The sequence below is a fragment of the Rhizobium sp. NZLR1b genome, from assembly GCF_019685155.1.
Taxonomy (GTDB): Bacteria; Pseudomonadota; Alphaproteobacteria; order Rhizobiales; family Rhizobiaceae; genus Rhizobium.
On record NZ_JABDWC010000014.1, the window covers coordinates 20,954 to 42,755 of the forward strand.

At 61.5% G+C, this 21,802-nt stretch carries 24 protein-coding genes and 1 pseudogene; 13 read left to right on the forward strand and 12 right to left on the reverse strand.

Features of this window, described 5'->3' with window-relative positions; genetic code table 11:
- Positions 1-20: 20 nt before the first annotated feature.
- Entirely contained in the window at positions 21-1,853 is a 1,833-nt protein-coding gene (gene lepA, locus HJB84_RS19640; RefSeq protein WP_221116653.1) for a translation elongation factor 4, read from the reverse strand.
- Between the two features lie 77 nt (positions 1,854-1,930).
- Complete coding sequence (tenA, locus tag HJB84_RS19645; protein ID WP_221116654.1) at positions 1,931-2,629, reverse strand: thiaminase II; 699 nt, start codon at positions 2,627-2,629, stop codon at positions 1,931-1,933.
- 138 nt (positions 2,630-2,767) lie between these two features.
- Here tenA and HJB84_RS19650 point away from each other — a divergent pair, with 138 nt between their 5' ends.
- Positions 2,768-3,337: an XRE family transcriptional regulator gene (locus HJB84_RS19650; protein WP_207582530.1), complete on the forward strand. Its 570-nt coding sequence runs from the start codon at positions 2,768-2,770 to the stop codon at positions 3,335-3,337.
- Positions 3,338-3,360: 23 nt separating this feature from the next.
- Entirely contained in the window at positions 3,361-3,879 is a 519-nt protein-coding gene (locus HJB84_RS19655; RefSeq protein WP_207582531.1) for a GNAT family N-acetyltransferase, read from the forward strand.
- Between the two features lie 29 nt (positions 3,880-3,908).
- On the opposite strand, the gene HJB84_RS19660 is transcribed toward HJB84_RS19655, so the two are convergent.
- Positions 3,909-4,520: an HAD-IA family hydrolase gene (locus tag HJB84_RS19660; RefSeq protein WP_221116655.1), complete on the reverse strand. Its 612-nt coding sequence runs from the start codon at positions 4,518-4,520 to the stop codon at positions 3,909-3,911.
- A 132-nt stretch (positions 4,521-4,652) separates the two neighbouring features.
- Here HJB84_RS19660 and HJB84_RS19665 point away from each other — a divergent pair, with 132 nt between their 5' ends.
- From HJB84_RS19665 to HJB84_RS19675, 3 genes are all read left to right on the forward strand, one after another.
- The gene (locus HJB84_RS19665; protein ID WP_221116656.1) at positions 4,653-5,678 is read left to right on the forward strand and encodes a histone deacetylase family protein; all 1,026 of its coding nucleotides are present in this window, start codon (positions 4,653-4,655) and stop codon (positions 5,676-5,678) included.
- 9 nt (positions 5,679-5,687) lie between these two features.
- Entirely contained in the window at positions 5,688-6,239 is a 552-nt protein-coding gene (gene recX / locus HJB84_RS19670; RefSeq protein WP_221116721.1) for a recombination regulator RecX, read from the forward strand.
- Positions 6,240-6,329: 90 nt separating this feature from the next.
- Entirely contained in the window at positions 6,330-7,223 is an 894-nt protein-coding gene (locus tag HJB84_RS19675; protein ID WP_221116657.1) for a DMT family transporter, read from the forward strand.
- Between the two features lie 3 nt (positions 7,224-7,226).
- On the opposite strand, the gene HJB84_RS19680 is transcribed toward HJB84_RS19675, so the two are convergent.
- Positions 7,227-7,694, reverse strand: a complete 468-nt coding sequence (locus HJB84_RS19680; RefSeq protein ID WP_221116658.1) for a group III truncated hemoglobin — start codon at positions 7,692-7,694, stop codon at positions 7,227-7,229.
- Positions 7,695-7,866: 172 nt separating this feature from the next.
- On the opposite strand from HJB84_RS19680, the gene mbfA reads away from it, so the two are divergent.
- Positions 7,867-8,850 (forward strand): iron exporter MbfA, encoded by a 984-nt coding sequence (gene mbfA / locus HJB84_RS19685; protein ID WP_221116659.1) that lies wholly within the window; start codon positions 7,867-7,869, stop codon positions 8,848-8,850.
- A gap of 120 nt (positions 8,851-8,970) precedes the next feature.
- On the opposite strand, the gene HJB84_RS19690 is transcribed toward mbfA, so the two are convergent.
- Positions 8,971-9,570, reverse strand: coding sequence for a transglutaminase-like cysteine peptidase (locus HJB84_RS19690; protein ID WP_207582537.1), 600 nt, complete (start codon positions 9,568-9,570; stop codon positions 8,971-8,973).
- A gap of 164 nt (positions 9,571-9,734) precedes the next feature.
- The gene (locus tag HJB84_RS19695) at positions 9,735-10,604 is read right to left on the reverse strand and encodes a carboxylesterase (protein ID WP_221116660.1); all 870 of its coding nucleotides are present in this window, start codon (positions 10,602-10,604) and stop codon (positions 9,735-9,737) included.
- A 179-nt stretch (positions 10,605-10,783) separates the two neighbouring features.
- On the opposite strand from HJB84_RS19695, the gene infC reads away from it, so the two are divergent.
- The 5 genes from infC to pheT all read left to right on the forward strand — a co-directional run bounded on the left by infC (position 10,784) and on the right by pheT (position 15,962).
- Positions 10,784-11,320, forward strand: a complete 537-nt coding sequence (gene infC / locus HJB84_RS19700) for a translation initiation factor IF-3 (RefSeq protein ID WP_081525788.1) — start codon at positions 10,784-10,786, stop codon at positions 11,318-11,320.
- A 323-nt stretch (positions 11,321-11,643) separates the two neighbouring features.
- On the forward strand, positions 11,644-11,847 hold the full coding sequence (gene rpmI / locus HJB84_RS19705) for a 50S ribosomal protein L35 (RefSeq protein WP_003544621.1): 204 nt from the start codon (positions 11,644-11,646) through the stop codon (positions 11,845-11,847).
- A gap of 38 nt (positions 11,848-11,885) precedes the next feature.
- On the forward strand, positions 11,886-12,290 hold the full coding sequence (gene rplT / locus HJB84_RS19710) for a 50S ribosomal protein L20 (RefSeq protein ID WP_209879723.1): 405 nt from the start codon (positions 11,886-11,888) through the stop codon (positions 12,288-12,290).
- A gap of 149 nt (positions 12,291-12,439) precedes the next feature.
- Positions 12,440-13,522 (forward strand): phenylalanine--tRNA ligase subunit alpha, encoded by a 1,083-nt coding sequence (gene pheS / locus HJB84_RS19715; RefSeq protein ID WP_221116661.1) that lies wholly within the window; start codon positions 12,440-12,442, stop codon positions 13,520-13,522.
- A gap of 16 nt (positions 13,523-13,538) precedes the next feature.
- Positions 13,539-15,962 (forward strand): phenylalanine--tRNA ligase subunit beta, encoded by a 2,424-nt coding sequence (gene pheT / locus HJB84_RS19720; protein ID WP_221116662.1) that lies wholly within the window; start codon positions 13,539-13,541, stop codon positions 15,960-15,962.
- A 52-nt stretch (positions 15,963-16,014) separates the two neighbouring features.
- Here the strand turns inward: pheT and HJB84_RS19725 are convergent, their stop codons facing one another.
- Positions 16,015-16,374 carry a nuclear transport factor 2 family protein gene (locus HJB84_RS19725; RefSeq protein ID WP_221116663.1) on the reverse strand — a complete coding sequence of 120 codons (360 nt, stop codon included), beginning with the start codon at positions 16,372-16,374 and terminating at the stop codon, positions 16,015-16,017.
- Positions 16,375-16,474: 100 nt separating this feature from the next.
- Positions 16,475-17,470, reverse strand: coding sequence for an aldo/keto reductase (locus HJB84_RS19730; protein ID WP_221116664.1), 996 nt, complete (start codon positions 17,468-17,470; stop codon positions 16,475-16,477).
- A 122-nt stretch (positions 17,471-17,592) separates the two neighbouring features.
- Between HJB84_RS19730 and HJB84_RS19735 the strand changes: the two genes are divergently transcribed.
- On the forward strand, positions 17,593-18,480 hold the full coding sequence (locus HJB84_RS19735; RefSeq protein WP_207582542.1) for a LysR family transcriptional regulator: 888 nt from the start codon (positions 17,593-17,595) through the stop codon (positions 18,478-18,480).
- A gap of 49 nt (positions 18,481-18,529) precedes the next feature.
- On the opposite strand, the gene HJB84_RS19740 is transcribed toward HJB84_RS19735, so the two are convergent.
- The gene (locus HJB84_RS19740) at positions 18,530-19,027 is read right to left on the reverse strand and encodes a ferritin-like domain-containing protein (protein WP_007633960.1); all 498 of its coding nucleotides are present in this window, start codon (positions 19,025-19,027) and stop codon (positions 18,530-18,532) included.
- A gap of 147 nt (positions 19,028-19,174) precedes the next feature.
- Between HJB84_RS19740 and HJB84_RS19745 the strand changes: the two genes are divergently transcribed.
- Entirely contained in the window at positions 19,175-19,792 is a 618-nt protein-coding gene (locus HJB84_RS19745; RefSeq protein WP_221116665.1) for a hypothetical protein, read from the forward strand.
- A 79-nt stretch (positions 19,793-19,871) separates the two neighbouring features.
- Here the strand turns inward: HJB84_RS19745 and HJB84_RS19755 are convergent.
- The 3 genes and pseudogenes from HJB84_RS19755 to HJB84_RS19765 form a co-directional block, all read right to left on the reverse strand.
- Positions 19,872-20,119, reverse strand: a pseudogene (locus tag HJB84_RS19755) (IS6 family transposase); the annotation flags it as partial.
- A gap of 17 nt (positions 20,120-20,136) precedes the next feature.
- Positions 20,137-21,015, reverse strand: a complete 879-nt coding sequence (locus HJB84_RS19760; protein ID WP_207582544.1) for an SDR family oxidoreductase — start codon at positions 21,013-21,015, stop codon at positions 20,137-20,139.
- Positions 21,012-21,797: a hypothetical protein gene (locus HJB84_RS19765; protein WP_207582545.1), complete on the reverse strand. Its 786-nt coding sequence runs from the start codon at positions 21,795-21,797 to the stop codon at positions 21,012-21,014. Before HJB84_RS19765 ends, HJB84_RS19760 begins: the two co-directional genes overlap by 4 nt.
- Positions 21,798-21,802: the final 5 nt, after the last annotated feature.

The window sequence follows — 21,802 nt, forward strand, 5'->3', positions numbered from 1 at the left end:
TCAGATGCCATTGAGAAGCGTTACTCGTCGCCCATCTTCAGCGCTGCAATGAACGCTTCCTGCGGAATCTCGACCTTGCCGAACTGGCGCATGCGCTTCTTGCCGGCCTTCTGCTTGTCGAGCAGCTTGCGCTTGCGGGTGGCGTCGCCGCCGTAGCATTTCGCCGTCACGTCCTTGCGCAACGCCGAGATGGTCTCGCGGGCGATGACATTGCCGCCGATCGCCGCCTGGATCGGAATCTTGAACATGTGCTTCGGGATCAGCTCCTTGAGCTTTTCGCACATGTCGCGGCCGCGCTTTTCGGCCGCCGTCCGGTGCACCATCATCGATAGCGCGTCGACCGGCTCGCCATTGACGAGGATCGACATCTTCACCAGGTTGCCCTCGCGGTGGTCGGTCAGCGTATAGTCGAAGGAGGCGTAGCCCTTCGAGATCGACTTCAGCCGATCGTAGAAATCGAAGACGACTTCATTGAGCGGCAAGTCATAGGTCAGCATCGCGCGCGTGCCGACATAGGTGAGTTCGATCTGGATGCCGCGGCGGTCCTGGCAAAGCTTCAGAATGCCACCGAGATAATCGTCAGGCGTCAGGATCGTCGCGCGGATCCACGGCTCGTGGATTTCGGAGATCTTGACGACATCGGGCATGTCGGCCGGGTTGTGCAACTCGCGCTCCGTGCCGTCGGTCATGAACATCTTGTAGACGACGGAGGGTGCGGTGGCGATGAGGTCGAGGTCGAACTCGCGCTCCAGCCGCTCCTGAATGATTTCGAGATGCAGGAGGCCGAGGAAGCCGCAACGGAAACCGAAGCCAAGGGCAGCCGACGATTCCATTTCGAAGGAGAACGAGGCGTCGTTGAGGCGAAGCTTGCCCATGGCGGCGCGCAGATCCTCGAAGTCGGCGGCATCGACCGGGAACAGGCCGCAGAATACCACCGGCTGCGCCGGCTTGAAGCCCGGCAGCGCCTGGGCGGTCGGCCGCTTGTCCTCAGTGATCGTATCGCCGACGCGGGTATCGGCCACTTCCTTGATCGAGGCGGTGATGAAACCGATCTCGCCGGGGCCGAGGCTGTCGATATTGACCATCTTCGGCGTCAGCACGCCGACGCGCTCCACCTGGTATTTCGCATCGGTGCCCATCATGCGGATCGTCTGACCCTTAGTCAGCACGCCATCGATGATGCGCACGAGAACCATGACGCCGAGATAGGTGTCGTACCAGCTGTCGACCAGCAGCGCCTTCAGCGGCGCTTTGTCGCCGCCGGGGCTCTTCGGCGCCGGCAGCTTGTTAACGATCGCCTCCAGCACGTCGGGAATGCCGAGGCCGGTCTTGGCCGAAATCAGCACGGCCTCCGAAGCGTCGATGCCGATCACTTCCTCGATCTGCTCCCTGATGCGGTCGGGTTCGGCGGCCGGCAGGTCGATCTTGTTGAGGACGGTGACGATTTCGTGGTTGTTGTCGATCGCCTGGTAGACGTTGGCGAGCGTCTGCGCCTCGACGCCCTGGCTGGCGTCGACGACGAGCAGCGAGCCCTCGCAGGCCGATAGCGACCGCGAGACTTCGTAGGCGAAGTCGACATGGCCGGGCGTGTCGATCAGGTTGAGAATATATTTCTCGCCATTGTTCGCCTGGTAATGCAGGCGCACGGTCTGGGCCTTGATGGTGATGCCGCGCTCGCGCTCGATATCCATATTGTCGAGCACCTGCTCGGACATTTCGCGCTCGGCAAGGCCGCCCGTCGTCTGGATCAGCCGGTCGGCCAGCGTCGATTTGCCGTGGTCGATGTGGGCCACGATCGAAAAGTTGCGGATATGGGACAGCGGAGTGGTGGAATTGGTGCTCATGCGCGCCATATAGCAGCGCCGCCCCCTGCCGCAAAGCGGTAATTATCCCGCTGTTTACGCTATTTTGTCGGCCGGTCGGGCGCGGATCAGACCGGCCACGTCTCCAGCCGCCAGGCTGAATCCCAGAACATCCATTCATATTGCGAGGCGCGCACGAAGACATCGCTCATCTCGGCGCGCTCCACCGGTGACGCGGCGCGGGCGGCAATGTCGGTCAGCGCGATCACCTCGCGGGCACCGGCGGCAAATTGCGGATCGCCATAGGTGTTGATCCAGGCCTGGAAGGCGTTGCCCTCGATCGCCGGCCGGTTCTTGATCGCCTCGCCGACGTGCCAGTAGATCCAGAAGCAGGGAAGGATGGAAGAAAGCGCCACCGCGTAGGAGCGGTGATAGGCGGTGGCAAGCAGGAAGTTGGTATAGGCAAAGCAGGCAGGCGAGGGTTCGGCTGATGTCACATCCGCGGAGGTGATGCCGAACTGGGCGAGGAAGCCTGCATGCAGGCCCTGCTCGACGGTGATCGCCTTCTGCGCCGAACCGAGGAAGCGCAGCACCTGCGCATTGTCGGGCGCCTTGGCCGCGACGATCGCCAGGCAGCGCGCATAATGCTTCAGGTAGAGCGCATCCTGCAGAATGTAGTGCCGGAAAACCTCCGGCGGTAGCGTGCCGTCGGACAGGCGGGTAAGAAGCGGCAAGACCTCGATCTTGGCCATAACGGGCGCGATCCTGTCCCAGGCGGCGGCCGTGAAGCTTGCCGTCAGTTCGGTGCTCTGCGTGCTGGCGTCCATCGTTTTCTCCCATCTGAATTGCGCTGCCATATATCGGCGAGGCTGTGGCGAAAGCAAGGTCAGCGCCGACCGCCTGAAGAGAGTTGATTCCATCATCGGATCATGTATTTCTCTTATAGTGGAATCATGGATCTAGAGATGGAAGACCAACTGGAACAGGCAATCGGCATCCGCATCCGCAAGCTGCGGCTGGAAAAGGGCTTGACGCTGGAGGATCTTGCCGCGTTTTCCGGCGTCAGCCGGGCGATGATTTCGCGCATCGAGCGGGCGGAGGCGAGCCCGACCGCCTCGCTGCTGGCCAGAATTTGCGCCGCCCTCGGCCTGTCGCTCTCGGCCTTCTTCGCGGAGGAAGGGCAGCAGGCCTCGCCGCTTGCCCGCCGGCAGGAGCAGCAGGTCTGGCGCGACCCGGAGACCGGTTATCTCAGAAGGTCTGTGTCGGCTCCGGGCACCGCCTCCGATGTCGACATCGTCGAAGTCGAATTTCCGGCCGGCGCCCGCGTCAGCTTCCCCCCGCATGCCAGCGCCCATGGCATGACCCAGCATGTCTGGCTGTTCGACGGCGAGCTGGAGATGACGGCGGGGGAGGTGGTCTATCGGCTGCGCCCCGGCGATTGTCTCTTCATGCCCGTCGGCGAGGGCCATGTCTTCCACAATCCCGGCCATGCCCCGGCGAGCTATTGCGTCGTGCTCGATCGCGGCGGCCGCTAACAGCTTCATTTCAGGAGAACAGCATGGCCGACATTCGTACCCTTTCTGCCGAGGAGGCGCGCGCCGCCATTCCGGCGCTGGCGCAGGTGCTTGCCGATTGCGTCGCGGGCGGCGCTTCCGTCGGCTTCATGCAACCTTACGGTTCTGAGGATGCCGTGCCCTATTGGCGCGATGTCGCCGATGCGGTCGCCTCCGGCGGGAACCTGCTGCTGGTCGCCGAACTCGACGGTCAGATCGTCGGCACGGTGCAGGTAGGCGCCGCGCAGATGCCGAACCAGCCGCATCGCGGCGATCTGAAGAAGCTCTTGGTGCATCGCTCCGCCCGCGGGCGTGGCCTTGCCCGGCTGCTGATGGATGCCGCCGAGCGCGAGGCGGCAAGGCGTGGCAAGACCTTGCTGGTGCTTGATACGGCAACCGGCAGCGATGCCGAGGCGATCTATCCGCGCCTCGGCTGGCAGCGCGTCGGTGTCATCCCGGATTATGCGCTGTGGCCGCAAGGCGGCTTCTGCGATACCACCCTGTTCTATAAGCGGCTCGCCTGATTGCGCCGGCCCGGCTCATCCCAGACGGCTTATCGCGGATGGCTGAAGGCGGAAAGCGTCTCGTGCAGCCTGGCGCCCGCCGTCCATTGCGCCGCACTCCAGCCGAACTGCCGCGCCGCTTCGATATTTTCCGCCATATCGTCGATAAAGGCGATCTCGCCGGGCAGGGCACCGGCCCGCTCGGTCGCCAGCCGGAAAAACTCAGGCGAAGGTTTGCGGTGTCCGAGCGCTGCGGAGTAGAGGATGCCGTCGAAATGCGCGCCGAGGCCAGCCTCTTCCATCAGGTAGCGCGCCCGCCTGTGCTCCTGGTTGGTCGCCAGGAAAAGCGTGATGCCGCTTTGCCGGAGCGCGGCAAGCTCTTTCAGCAAGTCGAGATCGAGGCGGCGATCGTTTTCGAACCAGTAATCGATCAGCGTCGCGGCGCTGAGATGGGGCGCGATCTTTGCCAGCACTTTGGCAAGCCCGGGCTCCAACGGCTCACGGCCGATGATGATATCGCCCCAGCAGGTCTGGAAGAATTCCTGCTGCAACAGCTCGAGGCGCAGCCCGAGATCGCGCTCGAGATAGGTGAAGTGCGGCAGGCCGTCGGCCGGGCGACCATGAATGAGCACGCCGTCGACATCGACCATCAGCACTTTCATGCGGGAAATTTCCTCGTTCTCAAAACACTGGTGAAGGTGGCGTTATCTGCCTCGGCGATCAATGCCTCCTGCGGCTTTTTTGCTGGGGTCAACCCGTGTAAATCTCGACTTCAACCAACGGCAGGATCTGAAATGCGCGTCATCTATTCCGAAGACCACAAGCTGCGCGACGCCAGGACCGAGCTTTACGCCGGTCAACTGGTGACGCCCTTCGAGGCGCCGTTCCGGGCCGAATGGATCCTCGCGGCGGTGAAGGAGGCGGGCTTTGCCGATGTCGTCGCGCCCGATGCGCACGGACTGGAAACGGCTGGGAAGGTGCATGATCCTGCCTATCTCGATTTTCTCGCCACCGTCTGGGATCGCTGGGTGGCGGCGGGGTTCGAAGGGGAGGCGATCGCCAATTCCTTCCCGGTGCGCCGCACCAGCCAGCGTGTGCCCGAAAATATCGTCGGCGCGATCGGCCATTATGCCAATGCCGCCGACACCTCGATCACCAAGGGCTCCTATGAGGCGGCGATTGCCTCGATGCGCTGCGCGGTGTCAGGCGCCGACTGGTTGGCGCAGGGCCATCGTTTCGCCTTCGCGCTCTGCCGCCCGCCCGGCCACCATGCCGGCATCGATCTCTTCGGCGGCTACTGCTTCATCAACAATTCGGGCGTGGCGGCGCAGCGGCTGCTCGACCGCGGCGCGGCCAAAGTTGCCGTGCTCGACGTCGATTTCCACCATGGCAACGGCACGCAGGATCTCTTCTATCACAGAGGCGATGTCTTCACTGCCTCGCTGCATGGCGATCCCATGCAGGCCTTTCCCTATTTCCTCGGCCATGCCGACGAGGAAGGCGAGGGGGATGGCACCGGCGCCAACCGCAATTATCCGATGCCGCCGGGCACGCCCTGGGAGGTCTGGTCTTCGGCCCTTGCCGATGCGCTCGCCCGCATCAAGGCCTTCGGCGCCGAGGCGATCGTCGTGGCGCTCGGCGTCGATACTTTCGAACGCGACCCGATCTCCTTTTTCAGCCTGACCTCTGACGATTTCACCCGCATGGGCGCGATGATCGCCGCTGCCGGCCTGCCGGTGCTGACCTGCATGGAGGGCGGTTACGGTGTGCCGGAGATCGGGCTCAACGTTGCCAATGTCCTCAAGGGTCTGGAAGCCTGATTGCTTGATATGACCGACGAGACCGTTCCATCCGATATCCCGACACCCCGCATGCTGAGCTGGGCGCGCAACTCCGCCATCTATCGCCTGGAGCGGCGGATGATGACGGAAAAGCAGCTCTTCGACGCCATCACTCGCAAGGCCAGGGAGAAGTTCGAGGATATCAGGGCGGCGCAACTCAAGGCCGTTGCCGATTTCGCCGTCAAATTTGCCTATGACAACAAGGTTCTCGACGATAGCGCCTATGCCGAGATCAGCACGCGCTCTGCCGTGCGCGGCGGCAAATCGAAACGCGCGATCGCCCGGAAACTGACAGCCAAGGGTGTCTCCAGCGACAAGGTCGAGACGGCACTTGCGGAGGCTGACGACCTCTATGCGGCAGCGATATTTGCCCGCAAGCGCGCCTTCGGTCCCTTCCGCCGGGTCGAACTCGACGAAAAGCGAAAGGCCAAGGAGCTCTCCGCTTTCGCCCGCAACGGCTTCAGCTTCGAGATCGGCAAGAAGATCTTCGAGATGAGCTTCGAAGACGCTGAAGAGGTGATCCTCTCCGGCCGCCTCTGATACATCAGGTCTTTTGCTGCCTGGATCAGAAGTTTGAATTTGTCGGTCGTAAATCGCCTTCGTATGAAGAGCGCTCAATCGGAGACGCACATGGAAGACAGAACGAACGACGGTTCCGGCGTGCTGGCCATCGAAGCGCCGGCAACATCCGGCGGCCTGGCGGCGGGTGCCCTGATGTGCCTCATGTCCATGTCCTCAATTCAGTTCGGCGCGGCGCTGTCCTCCTCCGCCATCGCCACCTATGGACCAGCCGGCGCCAGCTGGCTGCGCCTTGCCTTTGCCGCCATCATTCTGGCCGTCGCCGTCCGTCCGCGCATATTCAGCTATAGCCGGGAGCAATGGACAAGCGCTCTGGTTCTCGGCACGACGACAGCGCTGATGACCATGAGTTTCTTCGCGGCGATCGAGCGCATACCGCTCGGTCTTGCCGTGGCGATCGATTTTCTCGGCCCGCTTTCGGTGGCGACCATCGGCTACGGCCTCAGTCGGCGTCTCGTCTGGCCGCTCATTGCCGCGCTCGGCGTTCTGGCTCTTGCCCATGACGGTGAAGGCTGGGTTGGGAATATCCAGGGCATTCTTTTCGCCTGCGGCGCGGGAACCGGCTGGGCGATCTATATCGTGCTCACGAAGAGGATCGGCGCAAGCTTCAAGGGGTTGGAAGGGCTTTCCATGTCGCTCATGGTCGCCGCTCTCGTCGCCACACCTTTCGGCTTCTCAGGCGCCGTGCCGGCGCTCGATAGCTACGGCCTGATCGAAATGGCAGGCCTCGCCATTCTCGTGCCGCTGCTGCCCTACACGCTGGAGCTGATTGCCCTGCGGCGCATGCCGACGACCTCCTTCGGCATCCTGATGAGTCTCGAGCCGGCGATTGCGGCGCTTGCAGGCTTTGCCATTCTGGCGCAGCCCCTGACCCTTCTGCAGATGGCCGGAACGGCCCTGGTCGTCGCCGCAAGCGCCGGCGCCACCTTCTCCGCAAAGCAGTAGGGATCAGCCCGTCTTCTTGGTCGGATCGTCGAGGGCGGGATTGTAGAACAACGAGAGCGTCAGACTCTTGGCGATCCGCTCCGCCGTCGCCATGAACCAGGCCTTGGCCTCTGGCGTTGGGGCGATATCGTCGAGCGTCGCAGCAAACAGCGACAGCCACTTCGGAAAGAGGTCAAGCGTCAGGTTTTGGACACCGGTATGCGCCTGCACCGGCTTGCCGCCATAGGCGCCGCTGCGGAAGGCGACCGCCGACCAAAAGCTCTTCATCTTCGCCATATGCGCCGGCCAACGGCCAGACAGCCTGGCGTCGAACACCGGGCCGAGATCGGGATGCGCAAGCACGCGGGCGTAGAAAGTCTCGACCAGCCTGTCGATGAAGGCCGCGTCGACGCCCATTTCCCGCATTTCGGCCTCCGCCCTTTCGCGGATCGCCGCGACATGGGCAGGGCGGCCCTGAATCTCACTCATCATTCCAAAAACCCCGGCGCCGCGTGATGCGGCAGCCCTTATATAGGCCGTCATGGCAACGGGCCAAAGTCATCCGCGCCCCTTGCGGCAATCTGTCGGCGAGTCTTCCTACACACTTGACCGCTATTGCCACCTTCTCTAGATTTAGAATTATTCTAAAAAATTGGAGAAAGTCATGCTGGCGCGGTTTTTCAGATCCCCGAAACGATCTTTCGAGTCGCTGTCCGAGCAGGAGATTCTCGCCCTTGCGATCGCCTCCGAGGAGGACGATGCCCGCATCTATCTCGCCTATGCCGATAGGTTGCGCCGCGAATTTCCGGCCTCCGCCAGGGTCTTCGAAGATATGGCCGAGGTCGAGGATACGCATCGCAAGTCGTTGTTCGATATCCATCGCCAGCGTTTCGGCGAGCGCATTCCGCTGATCCGGCGTGAACATGTCGAGGGCTTTTACGAACGCAAACCCGACTGGCTCAGGGCAAATCTTACGCTGGATGCGATGCGGCGGGAAACCGAGGCGATGGAGGAGCAGGCCTATCGTTTCTATGTCGAGGCGGCAAAACGCACCTCGGACGCCTCGACACGCGAGCTTCTCGGCGATCTCGCCCTTGCCGAACAAGGGCATGAGGACATCGCCCGCATGCTGGGCGACAAACATACGCCTGAAGATGTCAAACATGACGAGAACGAGACAGTGCGGCGGCAGTTCGTGCTGACCTATGTACAGCCGGGTCTTGCCGGGCTGATGGATGGCTCGGTCTCGACGCTGGCGCCGATCTTCGCCGCCGCCTTCGCCACGCAGGATACCTGGCAGACTTTCCTTGTCGGCCTTTCGGCCTCCGTCGGCGCCGGCATCTCGATGGGCTTCACCGAAGCCGCCCACGACGACGGCAAGATCTCCGGCAGAGGTTCGCCGGTCAAACGCGGCCTTGCCTGCGGCATCATGACGGCGCTCGGCGGCCTCGGCCACGCTCTGCCCTACCTCATCCCGCACTTCTGGACGGCGACCATCACCGCTGCCATCGTCGTCTTCTTCGAACTCTGGGCAATCGCCTTCATCCAGAACCGCTACATGGAAACACCCTTCCTGCGCGCCGCCTTCCAGGTGGTGCTCGGCGGCGGCCTGGTGCTCGGCGCCGGTATTCTGATTGGCAATGGGTGAGGAGCGTTAGCGACGAACACCTTGAGCGGAAGCGAAAGGTAACGGTAGACGCCTCTCCGCCGTCCAGAAAAACAAAAAGGCCGACTTTCGCCGGCCTTTCCCCACACCCCCCAAAAATCCTTACCGCAGTGCGCCGACCAGTACGTCGCGGCCGTTCTCGATGGTGACCCAGCGGCCGGAATTGTAGCTCGACTGCCGCTTGACGAAGGAATAGGGCGTTCCAAACCACGGCTTGACGTCGGAGGCGAGGTTGTCGAGCACGAAATCGCCCTCGGCGGTGCGCAGCGTCAGCACGGCATGGCCTTCACCGTCAGGCTTGCGCACGACGGTCATCAGCAGATCGGCAGCCGAAAAGCCGCGCTGGATCAGCGTCCGGCGCTTCAGCAGCGCGAAATCCTCGCAGTCGCCGGCAGTGGTCGGATAGGCCCAGACCTCATCCTTGCCGTAGATTTCCTTGTCGGTCATCGGCGTGATCGTGCGGTTGACCGTGGCGTTGACCGAACGCACCAGCGACCACTTTGCCGGCGTCATCTCGACCGGGCCAGAATTGCGGTTTGCGCCGCATTCACTGCGGTGGATCTGACAGAAATCGTAGTGGCCAATTGGCTGGGAGGTGGCATTGCCCGTTACCATGGAAGCATTTCTGCTGGGGGCCGGTATGGCGGCCGTTGCCATCGCAAACATGGCCATCATGGCCACAAAAATACCCTTTATCCGCACGCCCGCTCTTCCTCGCATCGCCCCTTATTTATTAACAAAGTGTTAATGGAGAGGGCCAAGAAGAGTCAATCGTTACTTCTTGGGAGCACCTTACGACTCGCCGACATGGTTAAAATGCAACGGGTTGGGGGCTTGCGTCAGGGGAATTTCTCGGCCGGTGCTGTTCAAACGGGCATCTGCACATTTGTCGATGAACGGATGATGCCTTTGACGGCGCTAAGCAGAAGCGCGATATCGCTCGCGCGGGAAAGCCGGTGGTCGCCGTCGCGAATGAATGTCAGCACCACGTCGTCGGCGGGAAGATGTTCGACCAGTTTCATCGCGTGCGCATGCGGCACGTCGGCGTCTTTCATGCCTTGGAGGATATGCACCGGGCAGCCCGTTTCGATGATGCCGTCGAGCACCCGGTTTTCGCGGCCGTCCTCGAGCAGTGCCCGTGTGTAGATGTTCGGCTCAGGGCTATATGGCGAGCGCTCTTCGAAATAACCCCGCTCGGCAAGCGACTTGCGCTCCTTGGCCTTGAGGTTCGGCTCGATCAGCTCGGAGGTGAAATCGGGGGCCGGCGCAATCAGCACCATCCCCTCGAGTTTTGGCCCTTCAAGTTTTGGCCCCTCGAGTTTTGGGCCTTCGAGCTTCGGGCCGTCCTGCCGCGCAAGCTCCTGCGCCAACCTGAGCGCGATCCAGCCGCCCATCGACGAGCCGACGAGGATCACTCGCTCGGGGGCAACGTAGCGGATGACGGCAAGCGCTTCCTCCAGCCAGCGTGAGATCGTGCCGTCGCTGAAGCTGCCGCCGGACAGTCCGTGGCCGGAATAATCGAGACGGATGCAGGCGAGCCCAAGTTCCGCCGCCAGCCCGTCGAGTTCCACTGCCTTGGTGCCGCTCATGTCGGACCGGTAGCCGGACAGCCAGACGAGCGCTGGTGCGCCATTGCCGGCCTGCGCCGGGCGCACCAGCATGGCGATCTCGCGCGCTGCCTCTCCCTCGCCGACCGTCAGGAACTGCGGCTGGGCATTGGGCATCTGATCGAACATCGGCGAAACTCCTGTTATTTTGGCCTATAAAACAGATTCTTGGCAGGCTGACAGCGGGTGATTTTTCCGCTAAAGGATGATATTGACTCCGTTGCAGCGATGACGCGACACGTTTGTGCACCCCGATATGGGAGCGCGAGGCTGCAACGTTCCGAAAACAACGCGAGGAGAATACGACCATTCGCAGACCTTTTAAAACCGACGCGCCCGTGAAGGACGGACCGCGCTCGAACCGTGAAATCCGCATTCCCAAAGTTCAGCTGATCGGGGCTGACGGCGAGAATATGGGCGTCGTGCCTACCGACCAGGCCTTGAAAATGGCTGAGGAAGCCGGCCTCGATCTCGTCGAAATTTCCCCCAATGTCGAACCGCCTGTGTGCAAGATCCTCGATCTGGGCAAGCTGAAATATGCCAACCAGAAGAAGGCTGCCGAGGCGCGCAAGAAGCAGAAGATCGTCGAAGTCAAAGAAATCAAAATGCGCCCGAACATCGACACCCATGATTATGAGGTGAAGATGAAGGCGATGGGTCGCTTCTTCGACGAAGGCGACAAGGTCAAGGTGACGCTGAAGTTCCGCGGCCGTGAAATGGCCCACCAGGAACTCGGCATGAAGCTTCTGCAGCAGGTCAAGGCTGATACGATCGAGTTCGCCAAGGTCGAAGCCGAACCCAAGCTCGAAGGCCGCCAGATGATGATGGTGCTGGCGCCGAAGTAAGCGCCAGGCACTTTTTCGCCCCAAGGCCGTCCGCAAGGGCGGCTTTTGTGCTTTCGGCCATGATGATTCGGGCCTTGTACTGGATGCGCGAAGATTCCTCCGCCGCCCCGTTGCACTTTCAGAACGCTGCGGTTATAAGCGCGCGTCCGAACTGACCGGCAGGGCATGCCGTGGCAGTTTCGAATGCTTGCGGAACGGTTCGTCGCCGATGCCGCAGATCAACAACAAACGCTCCCGCACCTTGTTGCGACGGCCGGAGAACCGGACTTCGCGAGAAGGGCTTTTTTGATGAAGCGCGCAGGGAGGACAGAAGGAGTAGCAAAATGCCCAAGATGAAGACGAAGTCCTCTGCCAAGAAGCGGTTCAAGATCACCGCAACCGGCAAGGTCAAGGCTGCCGCTGCCGGCAAGCGCCATGGCATGATCAAGCGTTCCAACAAGTTCATTCGCGATGCACGTGGCACCATGGTTCTCGCAGAACCGGATGGCCGCAAGGTTATCAAGAATTACCTGCCGAACGGTCTCTGAGACTCGTCCGCGAACGCTAGATTTAAGGAGATCATGATATGGCACGTGTAAAAAGAGGCGTCACCTCTCACGCCAAGCACAAGAAGGTTCTGAAGGCCGCAAAGGGCTTTTACGGCCGTCGCAAGAACACCATCCGGACTGCCAAGGCTGCTGTCGATCGTTCGAAGCAGTACGCTTACCGCGACCGCAAGGTCAACAAGCGTAACTTCCGTGCGCTCTGGATCCAGCGCATCAACGCCGCTGTCCGGGAATTCGGCCTGACCTACGGCCGCTTCATCGACGGCCTGACCAAGGCTGGCATCGAAGTCGACCGCAAGGTTCTCTCCGACATGGCGATCCACGAGCCGGAAGCATTCGGCGCGCTGGTCAACGCCGCCAAGAAGGCTCTTGAGTACCTCAAGGAAGCCGGCACGGCGAACGAGTTTGAAGGCGCGGTCAAGTAACCAGCGCTTCCCAAGCTTTGAATTTTTGATTTTGGGAAACCCGCGCTGGTTTGGGCTAGCGCGGGTTTTTCTTTCTTTATATCCCTTGCGCCGGCCGGCGCCGCCTGCCTCCCGATCGCCCGCCTGATACTGGACGGAAAGAAGTGACAATGTCAGATATCGACCAGCTCAACGCATCGCTGCTCGCCGAAATCGCCGCCGCCGATGACGAGGCGGCCCTCGAGGCCGTGCGCGTTTCCGCCCTCGGCAAGAAGGGCTCCGTCTCCGAACTGTTGAAGACGCTCGGCGCCATGACGCCGGAGGAGCGCCAGACCAAGGGCGCTGCGATCAACGTTTTGAAGAATGCGGTGACCGAGGCGCTCGCCGCCCGCAAAACGACGCTCCGCCAAGAGGCGATCAATGCGCGGCTGAAGGCCGAGACGGTCGATGTCAGCCTGCCGGTGCGCTCTTCGCCTGCCGAGCGCGGCCGCATCCATCCGATCAGCCAGATCGTCGACGAGATCACCGCGATCTTCGCCGACATGGGCTTTTCGATCGCCGAAGGTCCCGACATCGAGACCGACTATTACAATTTCACCGCGCTGAATTTCCCCGAAGGCCACCCGGCCCGCGAGATGCACGACACCTTCTTCTTCCACCCGGACGAGAATGGCGAGCGCAAGGTGCTGCGCACCCATACCTCGCCGGTGCAGGTGCGCACCATGGAGGCGCAGAAACCGCCGATCCGCATCATCATTCCCGGCAAGACCTACCGCCAGGACAGCGACGCCACGCATTCGCCGATGTTCCATCAGGTCGAGGGCCTTGTCGTCGACAAGACGGCCAATGTCGCCAACATCCGCTGGGTGCTCGAGGAATTCTGCAAGACCTTCTTCGAGGTCGACAGCGTGACGATGCGTTTCCGCCCGTCCTTCTTTCCCTTCACCGAGCCCTCTTTCGAGGTCGATATCCAGTGCGACCGCTCCGGCCCGATCGTCAAGTTCGGAGAAGGCACCGACTGGATGGAGATCCTCGGCTGCGGCATGGTCCATCCGAACGTGCTGCGTTACGGCGGGCTCGATCCGGACGAGTATCAGGGTTTTGCCTGGGGCATGGGCCTCGACCGCATCGCCATGCTGAAATACGGCATGCCCGACCTGCGCGACTTCTTCAACGCCGACGTCCGCTGGATGACGCATTACGGCTTCCGCCCGCTCGACATGCCGACGCTGTTCGGCGGCCTCAGCGCTTGAACGGAGAATTGGGACGATGAAATTCACGCTCTCCTGGCTGAAAGAGCATCTGGAAACGGATGCCGGCCTCGATGAAATCTGCACGCGCTTGACCGAGATCGGGCTGGAGGTCGAGGATGTCGACGACAAGGCGGCGTTCAAGCCCTTCGTCATCGCCAGAGTTGTCTCGGCGGAAAAGCATCCTCAGGCCGATCGCCTGAAGGTGCTGATGGTCGATACCGGGGCCGGCGCGCCGGTCCAGGTCGTCTGCGGCGCGCCGAATGCGCGCGCCGGCCTCGTCGGCGCCTTTGCCGCTCCCGGCACCTATGTCCCCGGTATCGATGTGACGCTTGCCGTCGGCAATATCCGCGGCGTCGAAAGCCATGGCATGATGTGCTCCGAAAAGGAGCTGCAGATCTCCGACAGTCACGACGGCATCATCGATCTGCCTGAAGATGCGCCGGTCGGAAAGAGTTATGCCGCCTATGCCAATCTCGACGACCCGGTCATCGAGATCAACCTGACGCCCAACCGGCCGGATTGCACGTCGATCCACGGCATTGCCCGCGATCTTGCCGCCTCCGGTCTCGGTACGCTGAAAACCCGGCCGGCGCCATCCTTCGCCGTCGACGGCGAGACGCCGGTGAAGCTGACGCTCGATCTCGACGATCAGAAGCTCTGCCCGGGCTTTGCGCTGCGCCTGGTGCGCGGCGTCAGGAACGGCCCGAGCCCGCGCTGGATGCAGCAGCGGCTGATCGCCATCGGCCTGCGTCCGATCAATGCGCTGGTTGATATCACCAACTACATGACCTTCGATCAGGGCCGGCCGATGCACGTCTTCGACGCTGCCAAGGTCAAGGGCAACCTCACCGTCCGCCGCGCCGCCGAAGGCGAGACCGTGCTGGCGCTCGATCAACGTGAATACAAGCTCGGCCCGAACAATGTCGTCATCTCCGATGAAGACGGCATCGAATCGATCGGCGGCATCATGGGCGGCGAACATTCCGGCTGCGACGAAAACACCGTCGACGTGCTGATCGAATCCGCCCTCTGGGACCCGATGAACATCGCCAAATCAGGCCGTAGCCTCGGCATCATCACCGATGCCCGCTACCGCTTCGAACGCGGCGTCGATCCGGACTACATGGTTCCCGGTCTCGAACGCACGACGGAACTGGTGCTGGAACTCTGCGGCGGCACGGCCGCCAGGGCCGAGGTCGTCGGCTATAAGGGTTACGAACCAAAGATCGTCGATTTCCCTTATTCTGAGGTCAAGCGGCTGACGGGGCTCGAAGTCTCGGATGAAGAAAGCAACAGCATTCTGACCCGCCTCGGCTTCACGGTCTCCGGTTCCGGCGAGCGTGTCTCCGTCGCCGTTCCCTCCTGGCGTCCCGATGTCGATGGCAAGGCCGATCTCGTCGAGGAGGTCATGCGCATCCACGGCGTCGACAATATCAAGCCGGCGCCGCTGGAAAGCCATGCGGCGGTCAACGGCAAGATCCTGACGACGCTGCAGATCCGCACCCGCATCGCCAAGCGGGCGCTTGCTTCGCGCGGCATGCTCGAAGCCGTTACTTGGTCCTTCATTCCGGAAGATCAGGCCAAACTCTTCGGCGGCGGGGCGGCAGCCCTCAAGCTTGCCAACCCGATCGCCGCCGAAATGTCGGATATGCGCCCTTCGCTGCTGCCGGGCCTGCTGACGGCAGCCCAGCGCAATGCCGACAAGGGTTATGCCGACGTCGCCCTCTTCGAAGTCTCCGGCACCTATGAGAACGACAGGCCGGACGGCCAGCGCCGCGTTGCCGGCGGCATCCGCCGCGGCACGGCCTCGCTTGCCGGCGCCGGTCGCGCCTGGTCGAATGCCGCCAAGGGCGGTGGCAAGCCGGTCGATGTCTTCGATGCCAAGGCCGATGTGCTCGCCGTCATCGAAGCCTGCGGCCTGCCGATGGGCAATGTCCAGATCGAGCGGGGTGGACCGGATTGGTACCATCCCGGCCGCTCCGGCACCATCAAGATGGGGCCGAAGGTGGTGCTCGGCTATTTCGGCGAATTCCATCCGCTGACCTTGGAAGCGCTCGATGTCTCCGGCGCGCTCTGCGGTTTCGAGGTCTATCTTGATGCGATGGCCGAGCCGAAGAAAAAGGCGACTCGCACCAAGCCGGCGCTCGAACTGTCGCCCTTCCAGGCGGTCAAGCGGGATTTCGCCTTCGTCGTCGACAAGACGGTGGAATCAGGCGCGGTCATCAAGGCTGCGACAAGCGCCGACCGCAAGCTGGTCACCGGCGTCAATGTCTTCGATATCTTCGAAGGCGCGTCGGTCGGCGAGGGCAAGAAGTCGGTGGCGATCGAGGTTCAGATCCAGCCGGTCGAGCGTACGCTGACGGATGAAGATTTCGAGACACTGACGCAGAAGATCATCGCCAGCGTGATGAAATTCACCGGCGGCGTCCTCAGGAGCTGATCCTGCCGGCTTTGCCGAGACAATGGGACCGGTCGTTAAGCGGCCGGTCTTTTCACGTATGAAGATGGTAGAGCTTGCTGACGATTGTCCAGCGGCCTTCGATCTTCAGCAGCGAGAGATAATCGGTGAAGCGCATTCCGGCGAAATCGTCGGTAACCTTGACGCTCGCCGCATCGCCCTCGACATCGACGCTTTGGATATCCATGAACGGCTGCGTTCCGGGCGGGGCAGGCTCCTCCGCCAGGATTGCGGAGATGAATTCGTCCCGCGTCAGCCATTCGACGGCATTCTGGTAATAGCCGATGATCGAGCTTTTCGGGTGGAAGGCCTTTTTCAAGGCCGCCTCATTGGCGAAGGCCATGCCCTCGACATAGAGATGAACCGTCTGTTCGACTGCTTGCCTGTCCGACATGTTTTCATCCCGTTTGGTGGGATGGCGGTAAATAGTTTCGCCAGCCGCCAAGGCAAGCCCGGCCGGTTGCATCAGGCCGGGCTTTGGTTTCAGTAAGGGCTCAGAGGTTCGTCATAGCAAGCGAGGCATCCGAATAACGCTTGCCGGCCACCTTCCCTACGGGGATTGCATGGCCGAGCTCTTCAAGCTCAGCCGCACTCAGCACGATATCGGCAGCGGCAGCATTCTGTTCGAGGTGGTGAAGCTTGCGGGCGCCGGGGATCGGCACGATGTTGTCGCCCTGGCTCAACACCCAGGCTAGCGCCAGCTGTGCGGCGGTCACGCCTTTGTCGGCAGCAAGCCGCTCGAGCGTTGCGACGAGTGCCGCGTTGGCGTCGAAATTCTCCGCCTGGAAACGCGGAACCTGCCGGCGGAAATCGTCGGCGGCGAGATCGTCGACCTTGCGAATCGCGCCCGTGAGGAACCCGCGGCCGAGCGGGCTGTAGGGCACGAAGCCGATACCGAGTTCGCGGCACGTGGCAAGCACATCCTCCTCGGGATCGCGCGTCCAAAGCGAATATTCGCTCTGCAGTGCTGCGATCGGATGCACCGCATGGGCGCGGCGGATGGTGGCGCCGCCGGCTTCGGAGAGGCCGAGGGCGCGGACCTTACCCTCCTTCACCAACTCGGCCATGACGCCGACGGTGTCCTCGATCGGCACATTGGGATCGACGCGGTGCTGGTAGAAGAGGTCGATGGTCTCGATCCCCAGGCGCTTCAGCGAGGCCTCGGCGACCGCTCTGACATGCTCCGGGCGGCTGTCGACGCCGGTGATGGCGGCAGTGCCCGCCTGGCTGGTATCGATCTTGAAGCCGAACTTGGTGGCGATCACCGCCCGGTCGCGAAACGGTTTCAGCGCCTTGCCGAGAAGAACCTCGTTGGTGAAGGGACCGTAGACTTCGGCGGTGTCGAAAAAGGTGACCCCGAGATCGATGGCGCGATGAAGGGTCCTGATCGATTCTGCCTCGTCGCTGGCGCCATAGGCAAAGCTCATGCCCATGCAGCCAAGGCCGACGGCAGAGACGGTGAGATCATTTCCGAGTTTTCGGGTTTTCATGCTACGCTCCTTTTGAGCTGAACCGCTTTTGGGGGTTTGTGCGGTACGAACAGACCATATTCCTGCCGTATCGCTCAGAAAATACATGCAATTTATAACGGGTTGTTCTATCTGTTCGATCAATGAATCGAACACAGCTCGCACAACTTGCCGTTCTCGCAGCCGTCTCCGAGCATCGCAGCTTCCGGGCCGCTGCCAAGGAACTCCTCGTTGCGCCCTCGGCCGTCAGCCATGCGATCTCGAGCCTCGAGGAGAGCCTGGGTGTCAGACTCTTGGCGCGCACCACCCGCAGCGTCGCGCCGACGGAAGAGGGCCGCCTGCTTCTCGAACGGCTTCGCCCGGCGCTCGAGGAGATCGGCATTGCTTTGGAGGCGGTCCGCGATACGCGTGCCAGGCCTGCCGGAAACCTGCGCATCACCGCGCCGCGCTTTGCCTCCGATCTCCTGCTCGCCCCGCGCCTCGGCGACTTTCTCAACCTCTATCCCGATATCACCCTGGAGATCGCCAATGAGGACGGCTTCACCGATATCGTCAAGGAGGGGTTCGATGCCGGCATAAGGCTGGAGGAGAGCCTGGAAGCCGATATGATCGCGGTCAAGGTCTCGCCCGATCTGACGACGGTGATTGCCGCTTCGCCCGATTATTTCAAGCGCTTTCCGAAGCCGCAGCATCCGCGCGATCTCGTCGGCCACCGCTGCATCAAGCGGCGCTTTACCAACGGCTCAATCTATCGCTGGGAGTTTGAAAAAGATGGGCAGGAACTGGTCGTTTCCGTCGACGGGCCATTGATCGTCAGCGAGGACCGGCTGGCCCTGCTTGCGGCGCTGAACGGCGCTGGCCTTGCCTATCTGTTCGACATGCGGGTGGATGCCGAGCTGGCAAGCGGCAGCCTCGTGCGGGTACTGGAGGATTGGTGCGCGCCCTATTCCGGGGCGTTTCTCTATTATCCCACCCGCCGGCAGATGCGGCCGGCACTGCGCGCCTTCATCGATTTCTTCAAATATGTTTAGGAAGATGCGGGCGACCGGCAAGAGACCTGCCGCCCGTTCTGTTCATCCGTCAGGCAGCCTTTGCCTTCTGGTTCGCCGCCGTGGTGGCGAGCTGGGAAAGGGTCTTGTCGGTCGCCGTTTCCTCCTGCAGCGTCTGGTCGAGCAGGCGGACGGCATCCTTGAGGCCGAGTGTCGCCGCCCAGGTTTTCAGCGTGCCGTAACGGGCGATTTCATAATGCTCGACGGCCTGGGCAGCAGAGATCAGACCGGCATCGAGGGCTGATGTGCCCTTGAATTCCTCCATGATTTCCTCGCCCTCGGCGATAATGCCCTGGATCGCCTCGCAGGTCTTGCCCTGAGCGCGTTTGCCGATCAGTTCGAAAACCTGCTGCAGGCGCTCGACCTGGCCTTCGGTTTCCTCGCGATGCTTTTCGAAGCCCGCCTTCAGTTCGGAAGACTGGGCGGCGCGCGCCATCTTCGGCAGGGCGCGCAAGATCTGCCGTTCGGCAAAATAGATGTCCTTGAGCGTATCGTAGAAGAGATCTTCCAACGTCTTTTCCTTGGCCATTTTCTCGATCCTTGTTCTGGGAAAGGCCGCGAACGCGGCGACACATTAAGAAGCGAGGATCGCGCAAATTGTTCCCGGTCGATTTCGGGTGGACTGGAAATCTGCTCCGGGCGATCATTCCTGCTGTCGATGGAGAAAGATAAAGTCATGCGTAAGCCGGGTTCGATGAAGGGTCTGGAGGATCTTGGCCGCGTACGGCTGTCGCAGAATTTTTTCTTCCGCGATTTCCTGCATTCTGAAATTGCCGATTTCTACCGCATTCCCAACATCCCCGAGGATCCCGATCTGGCGATCGAGGTGGGCAGGAGGCTCTGCGAGGAATTGCTGGAGCCGCTGGAAGCAACCTTCGGGCGCCTGCATATCCGCTCCGGCTATCGTTCGCCCGCGGTAAACCGGTTCGGCAACGAGAACGATCTGAACTGCTCGACCAATGCTACCACCGCCGCGCATCACATCTGGGATATGCGGGACTTCGACGGCTGCATGGGTGCCGCGGTCTGCATTGCCGTGCCGTGGATGCTCGACCACTACAGCAATGAAAGCGACTGGCAACGGCTCGCCTGGTGGATCCACGACCACCTGCCCTATGCCTCACTTTGTTTCTTCCCGAAGCTCTGGGCCTTCAATATCCAATGGCACGAACGGCCGAAACGGGTGATTCAGAGTTATATCAGCCCGCGCGGCATACTCACCAAACCGGGCATGGCGAACTGGGAGGGCGATCACGCCGCTTTCTACCAAGATTTTCCCAGACTCAAAAGCTGATGCGGTAGCGGATGTGGCCGTCGCTCTCAACATAGCTGTCGTAGAGCGCCCGGGCTGTCTTGTTCTGCTCGCTCGTATGCCAGTAGAGCCGCGCCCAGCCCTTGCCCTTGATGGAAACGACTATTTCGCCGAGATGCCACTTGTCGGCAAAACTTCCCACCGCCGCCGGATGTAGCGGGCATAGTCTCGGCGGAACTTGGCGGCCGACTCCGCGACAGTCTGGAACGAGACTTCAATGCCGCGCTGCGCCCGCAGATCTTCTACATGACGCAGGCTCAACGGAATGCGGAAATGCAGCCAAACCGCATGCGCTATAAAAAAAGTGATGGCGCCCTACGTGACTCTTATCGACGGCCGCGATGAAACGTTGTCCACCCGCCGCCGCAGCATTTCTTGAACTTTTCCCCGGAACCACAAGGACATGGATCATTTGTTCGGCGTTGCATTCTGCTGACCAAAGGCAGCAAGACGGTCGAGGGCAAGAGCGCCGCCGCAAAAACGGCCAGTTTAGAGGAGGTACCAGGTACGACGAGGCGCCGCCCGGACCTGAAGCCGCGCCAGGCTCGTTCGGCCACATAGTCCGCGTCCAGCTTCGGGAGAACCTTGAAGAGCGTCGACCGGCCAGCGCCGGATCGCTCCAGAAACTCTGTCGATACTGGTCCTGGAGCGACACATGTCACTGTCACGCCGGTGCCGCGCAACTCTTGATGAAGTGCTTCCGAAAAGGAGCGCACGAAGCCTTTGCTGGCGTAATACAACGCCATATTCGGCCCAGGAAGGAAGCTTGCCACTGAGCCAAGATTGATTACGCCGCCGCGCCGCCGCGCCGCCATTTCCGGCAAGAAGCGAAGGGTCAGATCGCTTAATGCGCGTATGTTGACATCGATAATTCCGAGTTGGTCGTCGATAGGCAATAAGGTCGCGGCGCCGCGCAAGCCATAACCGGCGCTATTGACGAGGACATCGCAGAACAAGGCATTTATCGACAGGAAATTTTGCAGACGCGTCGATGTATCTGTGGCCAAGAGATCCATTTCCAGCACGAAAGCCTCGCCCCCCGCCTCCCGCACGTCTGCCGCCGCCGATATGAGGCCCTCAATCGAACGCGCAACAAGAACAATTGCGGCACGCTCGCGTGCGGCAACTTTGGCGATGGCCCGCCCGATGCCGCGCGATGCACCGACAACAACGATGGCTGGACGGAGCACGATTTGTAGGCTCATGTCGCGGTTCTCAAGGCTGTCGTGCCAGGGGTGGCTCCTGTCTGAGCGAGACCCTTCAATTCCCCCGTGACTTCGCCATTCAGTATGTTTTCCAACCGATCCAGCGCTCGTGCAACATTTGCACCGTCCATGACCCTGTGGTCGTAATGGATGCGCACGGTTACAGTCCCATCATCGTCTATTGGGCCGTAGTTGAGAAGCGTGGTTAGCGGCGTAAGGGGGTTGAGGGATTCTGCCCCGAGGCCAGAGTAGACGGAGAATTGGAAAGTGCCAAAAAAACGCGGCCGCTGCCGACCGAGATTCAGTCCAAGCCACATCACAAGCCACCTGATGGGGCCGGGAAGGTGTGCAAACTTCAATATGCGCCGGAATTCCTTGACCTCCATGACAGGGCGGGACCTTGCCGCCTCGATCAAGGTCTGAAGCTCAGTGATGGATCTCTTCTCGGGAGCCCTGATCAGGCTCAGTAGAACGATCCGCTCGCCTTCATGTTCACGTTCGTGGGCAATGGACGCCACATTTCCTGAATATTCATAAAGTCGCGGTGTCGGAAACTTGACATAAGCGCGGCGCAGGTCCGGCAATTCCTGTGCGAGAAGTGCATATGCCTTTAAGAAGAGAACGGTCCATGACGGCCTGACTGGCTGTGCTGTTCTGGCCGCCAGGAGCGCGCTGATATTCATCTTCCGCTGCACCGTGACGCGCGGCACACCGATCGAGAATTTCATCAGATCGCCGACAAGGCGTCGCGATGCGGAGAGTTTAATGGCTCGACCTCGCATGGGGC

Coding starts and splice junctions, on each gene's coding strand:
- HJB84_RS19740 (WP_007633960.1), bottom strand. CDS start 19,027: ATGGCCAAGGAAAAGACGTTGGAAGATCTCTTCTACGATACGCTCAAG.
- HJB84_RS19760 (WP_207582544.1), bottom strand. CDS start 21,015: ATGAGCCTACAAATCGTGCTCCGTCCAGCCATCGTTGTTGTCGGTGCA.
- lepA (WP_221116653.1), bottom strand. CDS start 1,853: ATGGCGCGCATGAGCACCAATTCCACCACTCCGCTGTCCCATATCCGC.
- rplT (WP_209879723.1), top strand. CDS start 11,886: ATGGCACGTGTAAAAAGAGGCGTCACCTCTCACGCCAAGCACAAGAAG.
- HJB84_RS19675 (WP_221116657.1), top strand. CDS start 6,330: ATGGAAGACAGAACGAACGACGGTTCCGGCGTGCTGGCCATCGAAGCG.
- recX (WP_221116721.1), top strand. CDS start 5,688: ATGACCGACGAGACCGTTCCATCCGATATCCCGACACCCCGCATGCTG.
- HJB84_RS19735 (WP_207582542.1), top strand. CDS start 17,593: ATGAATCGAACACAGCTCGCACAACTTGCCGTTCTCGCAGCCGTCTCC.
- HJB84_RS19765 (WP_207582545.1), bottom strand. CDS start 21,797: ATGCGAGGTCGAGCCATTAAACTCTCCGCATCGCGACGCCTTGTCGGC.
- HJB84_RS19650 (WP_207582530.1), top strand. CDS start 2,768: ATGGAAGACCAACTGGAACAGGCAATCGGCATCCGCATCCGCAAGCTG.
- tenA (WP_221116654.1), bottom strand. CDS start 2,629: ATGGACGCCAGCACGCAGAGCACCGAACTGACGGCAAGCTTCACGGCC.
- HJB84_RS19655 (WP_207582531.1), top strand. CDS start 3,361: ATGGCCGACATTCGTACCCTTTCTGCCGAGGAGGCGCGCGCCGCCATT.
- HJB84_RS19660 (WP_221116655.1), bottom strand. CDS start 4,520: ATGAAAGTGCTGATGGTCGATGTCGACGGCGTGCTCATTCATGGTCGC.
- HJB84_RS19680 (WP_221116658.1), bottom strand. CDS start 7,694: ATGATGAGTGAGATTCAGGGCCGCCCTGCCCATGTCGCGGCGATCCGC.
- HJB84_RS19665 (WP_221116656.1), top strand. CDS start 4,653: ATGCGCGTCATCTATTCCGAAGACCACAAGCTGCGCGACGCCAGGACC.
- HJB84_RS19745 (WP_221116665.1), top strand. CDS start 19,175: ATGCGTAAGCCGGGTTCGATGAAGGGTCTGGAGGATCTTGGCCGCGTA.
- pheT (WP_221116662.1), top strand. CDS start 13,539: ATGAAATTCACGCTCTCCTGGCTGAAAGAGCATCTGGAAACGGATGCC.
- HJB84_RS19725 (WP_221116663.1), bottom strand. CDS start 16,374: ATGTCGGACAGGCAAGCAGTCGAACAGACGGTTCATCTCTATGTCGAG.
- HJB84_RS19730 (WP_221116664.1), bottom strand. CDS start 17,470: ATGAAAACCCGAAAACTCGGAAATGATCTCACCGTCTCTGCCGTCGGC.
- rpmI (WP_003544621.1), top strand. CDS start 11,644: ATGCCCAAGATGAAGACGAAGTCCTCTGCCAAGAAGCGGTTCAAGATC.
- pheS (WP_221116661.1), top strand. CDS start 12,440: ATGTCAGATATCGACCAGCTCAACGCATCGCTGCTCGCCGAAATCGCC.
- mbfA (WP_221116659.1), top strand. CDS start 7,867: ATGCTGGCGCGGTTTTTCAGATCCCCGAAACGATCTTTCGAGTCGCTG.
- HJB84_RS19695 (WP_221116660.1), bottom strand. CDS start 10,604: ATGTTCGATCAGATGCCCAATGCCCAGCCGCAGTTCCTGACGGTCGGC.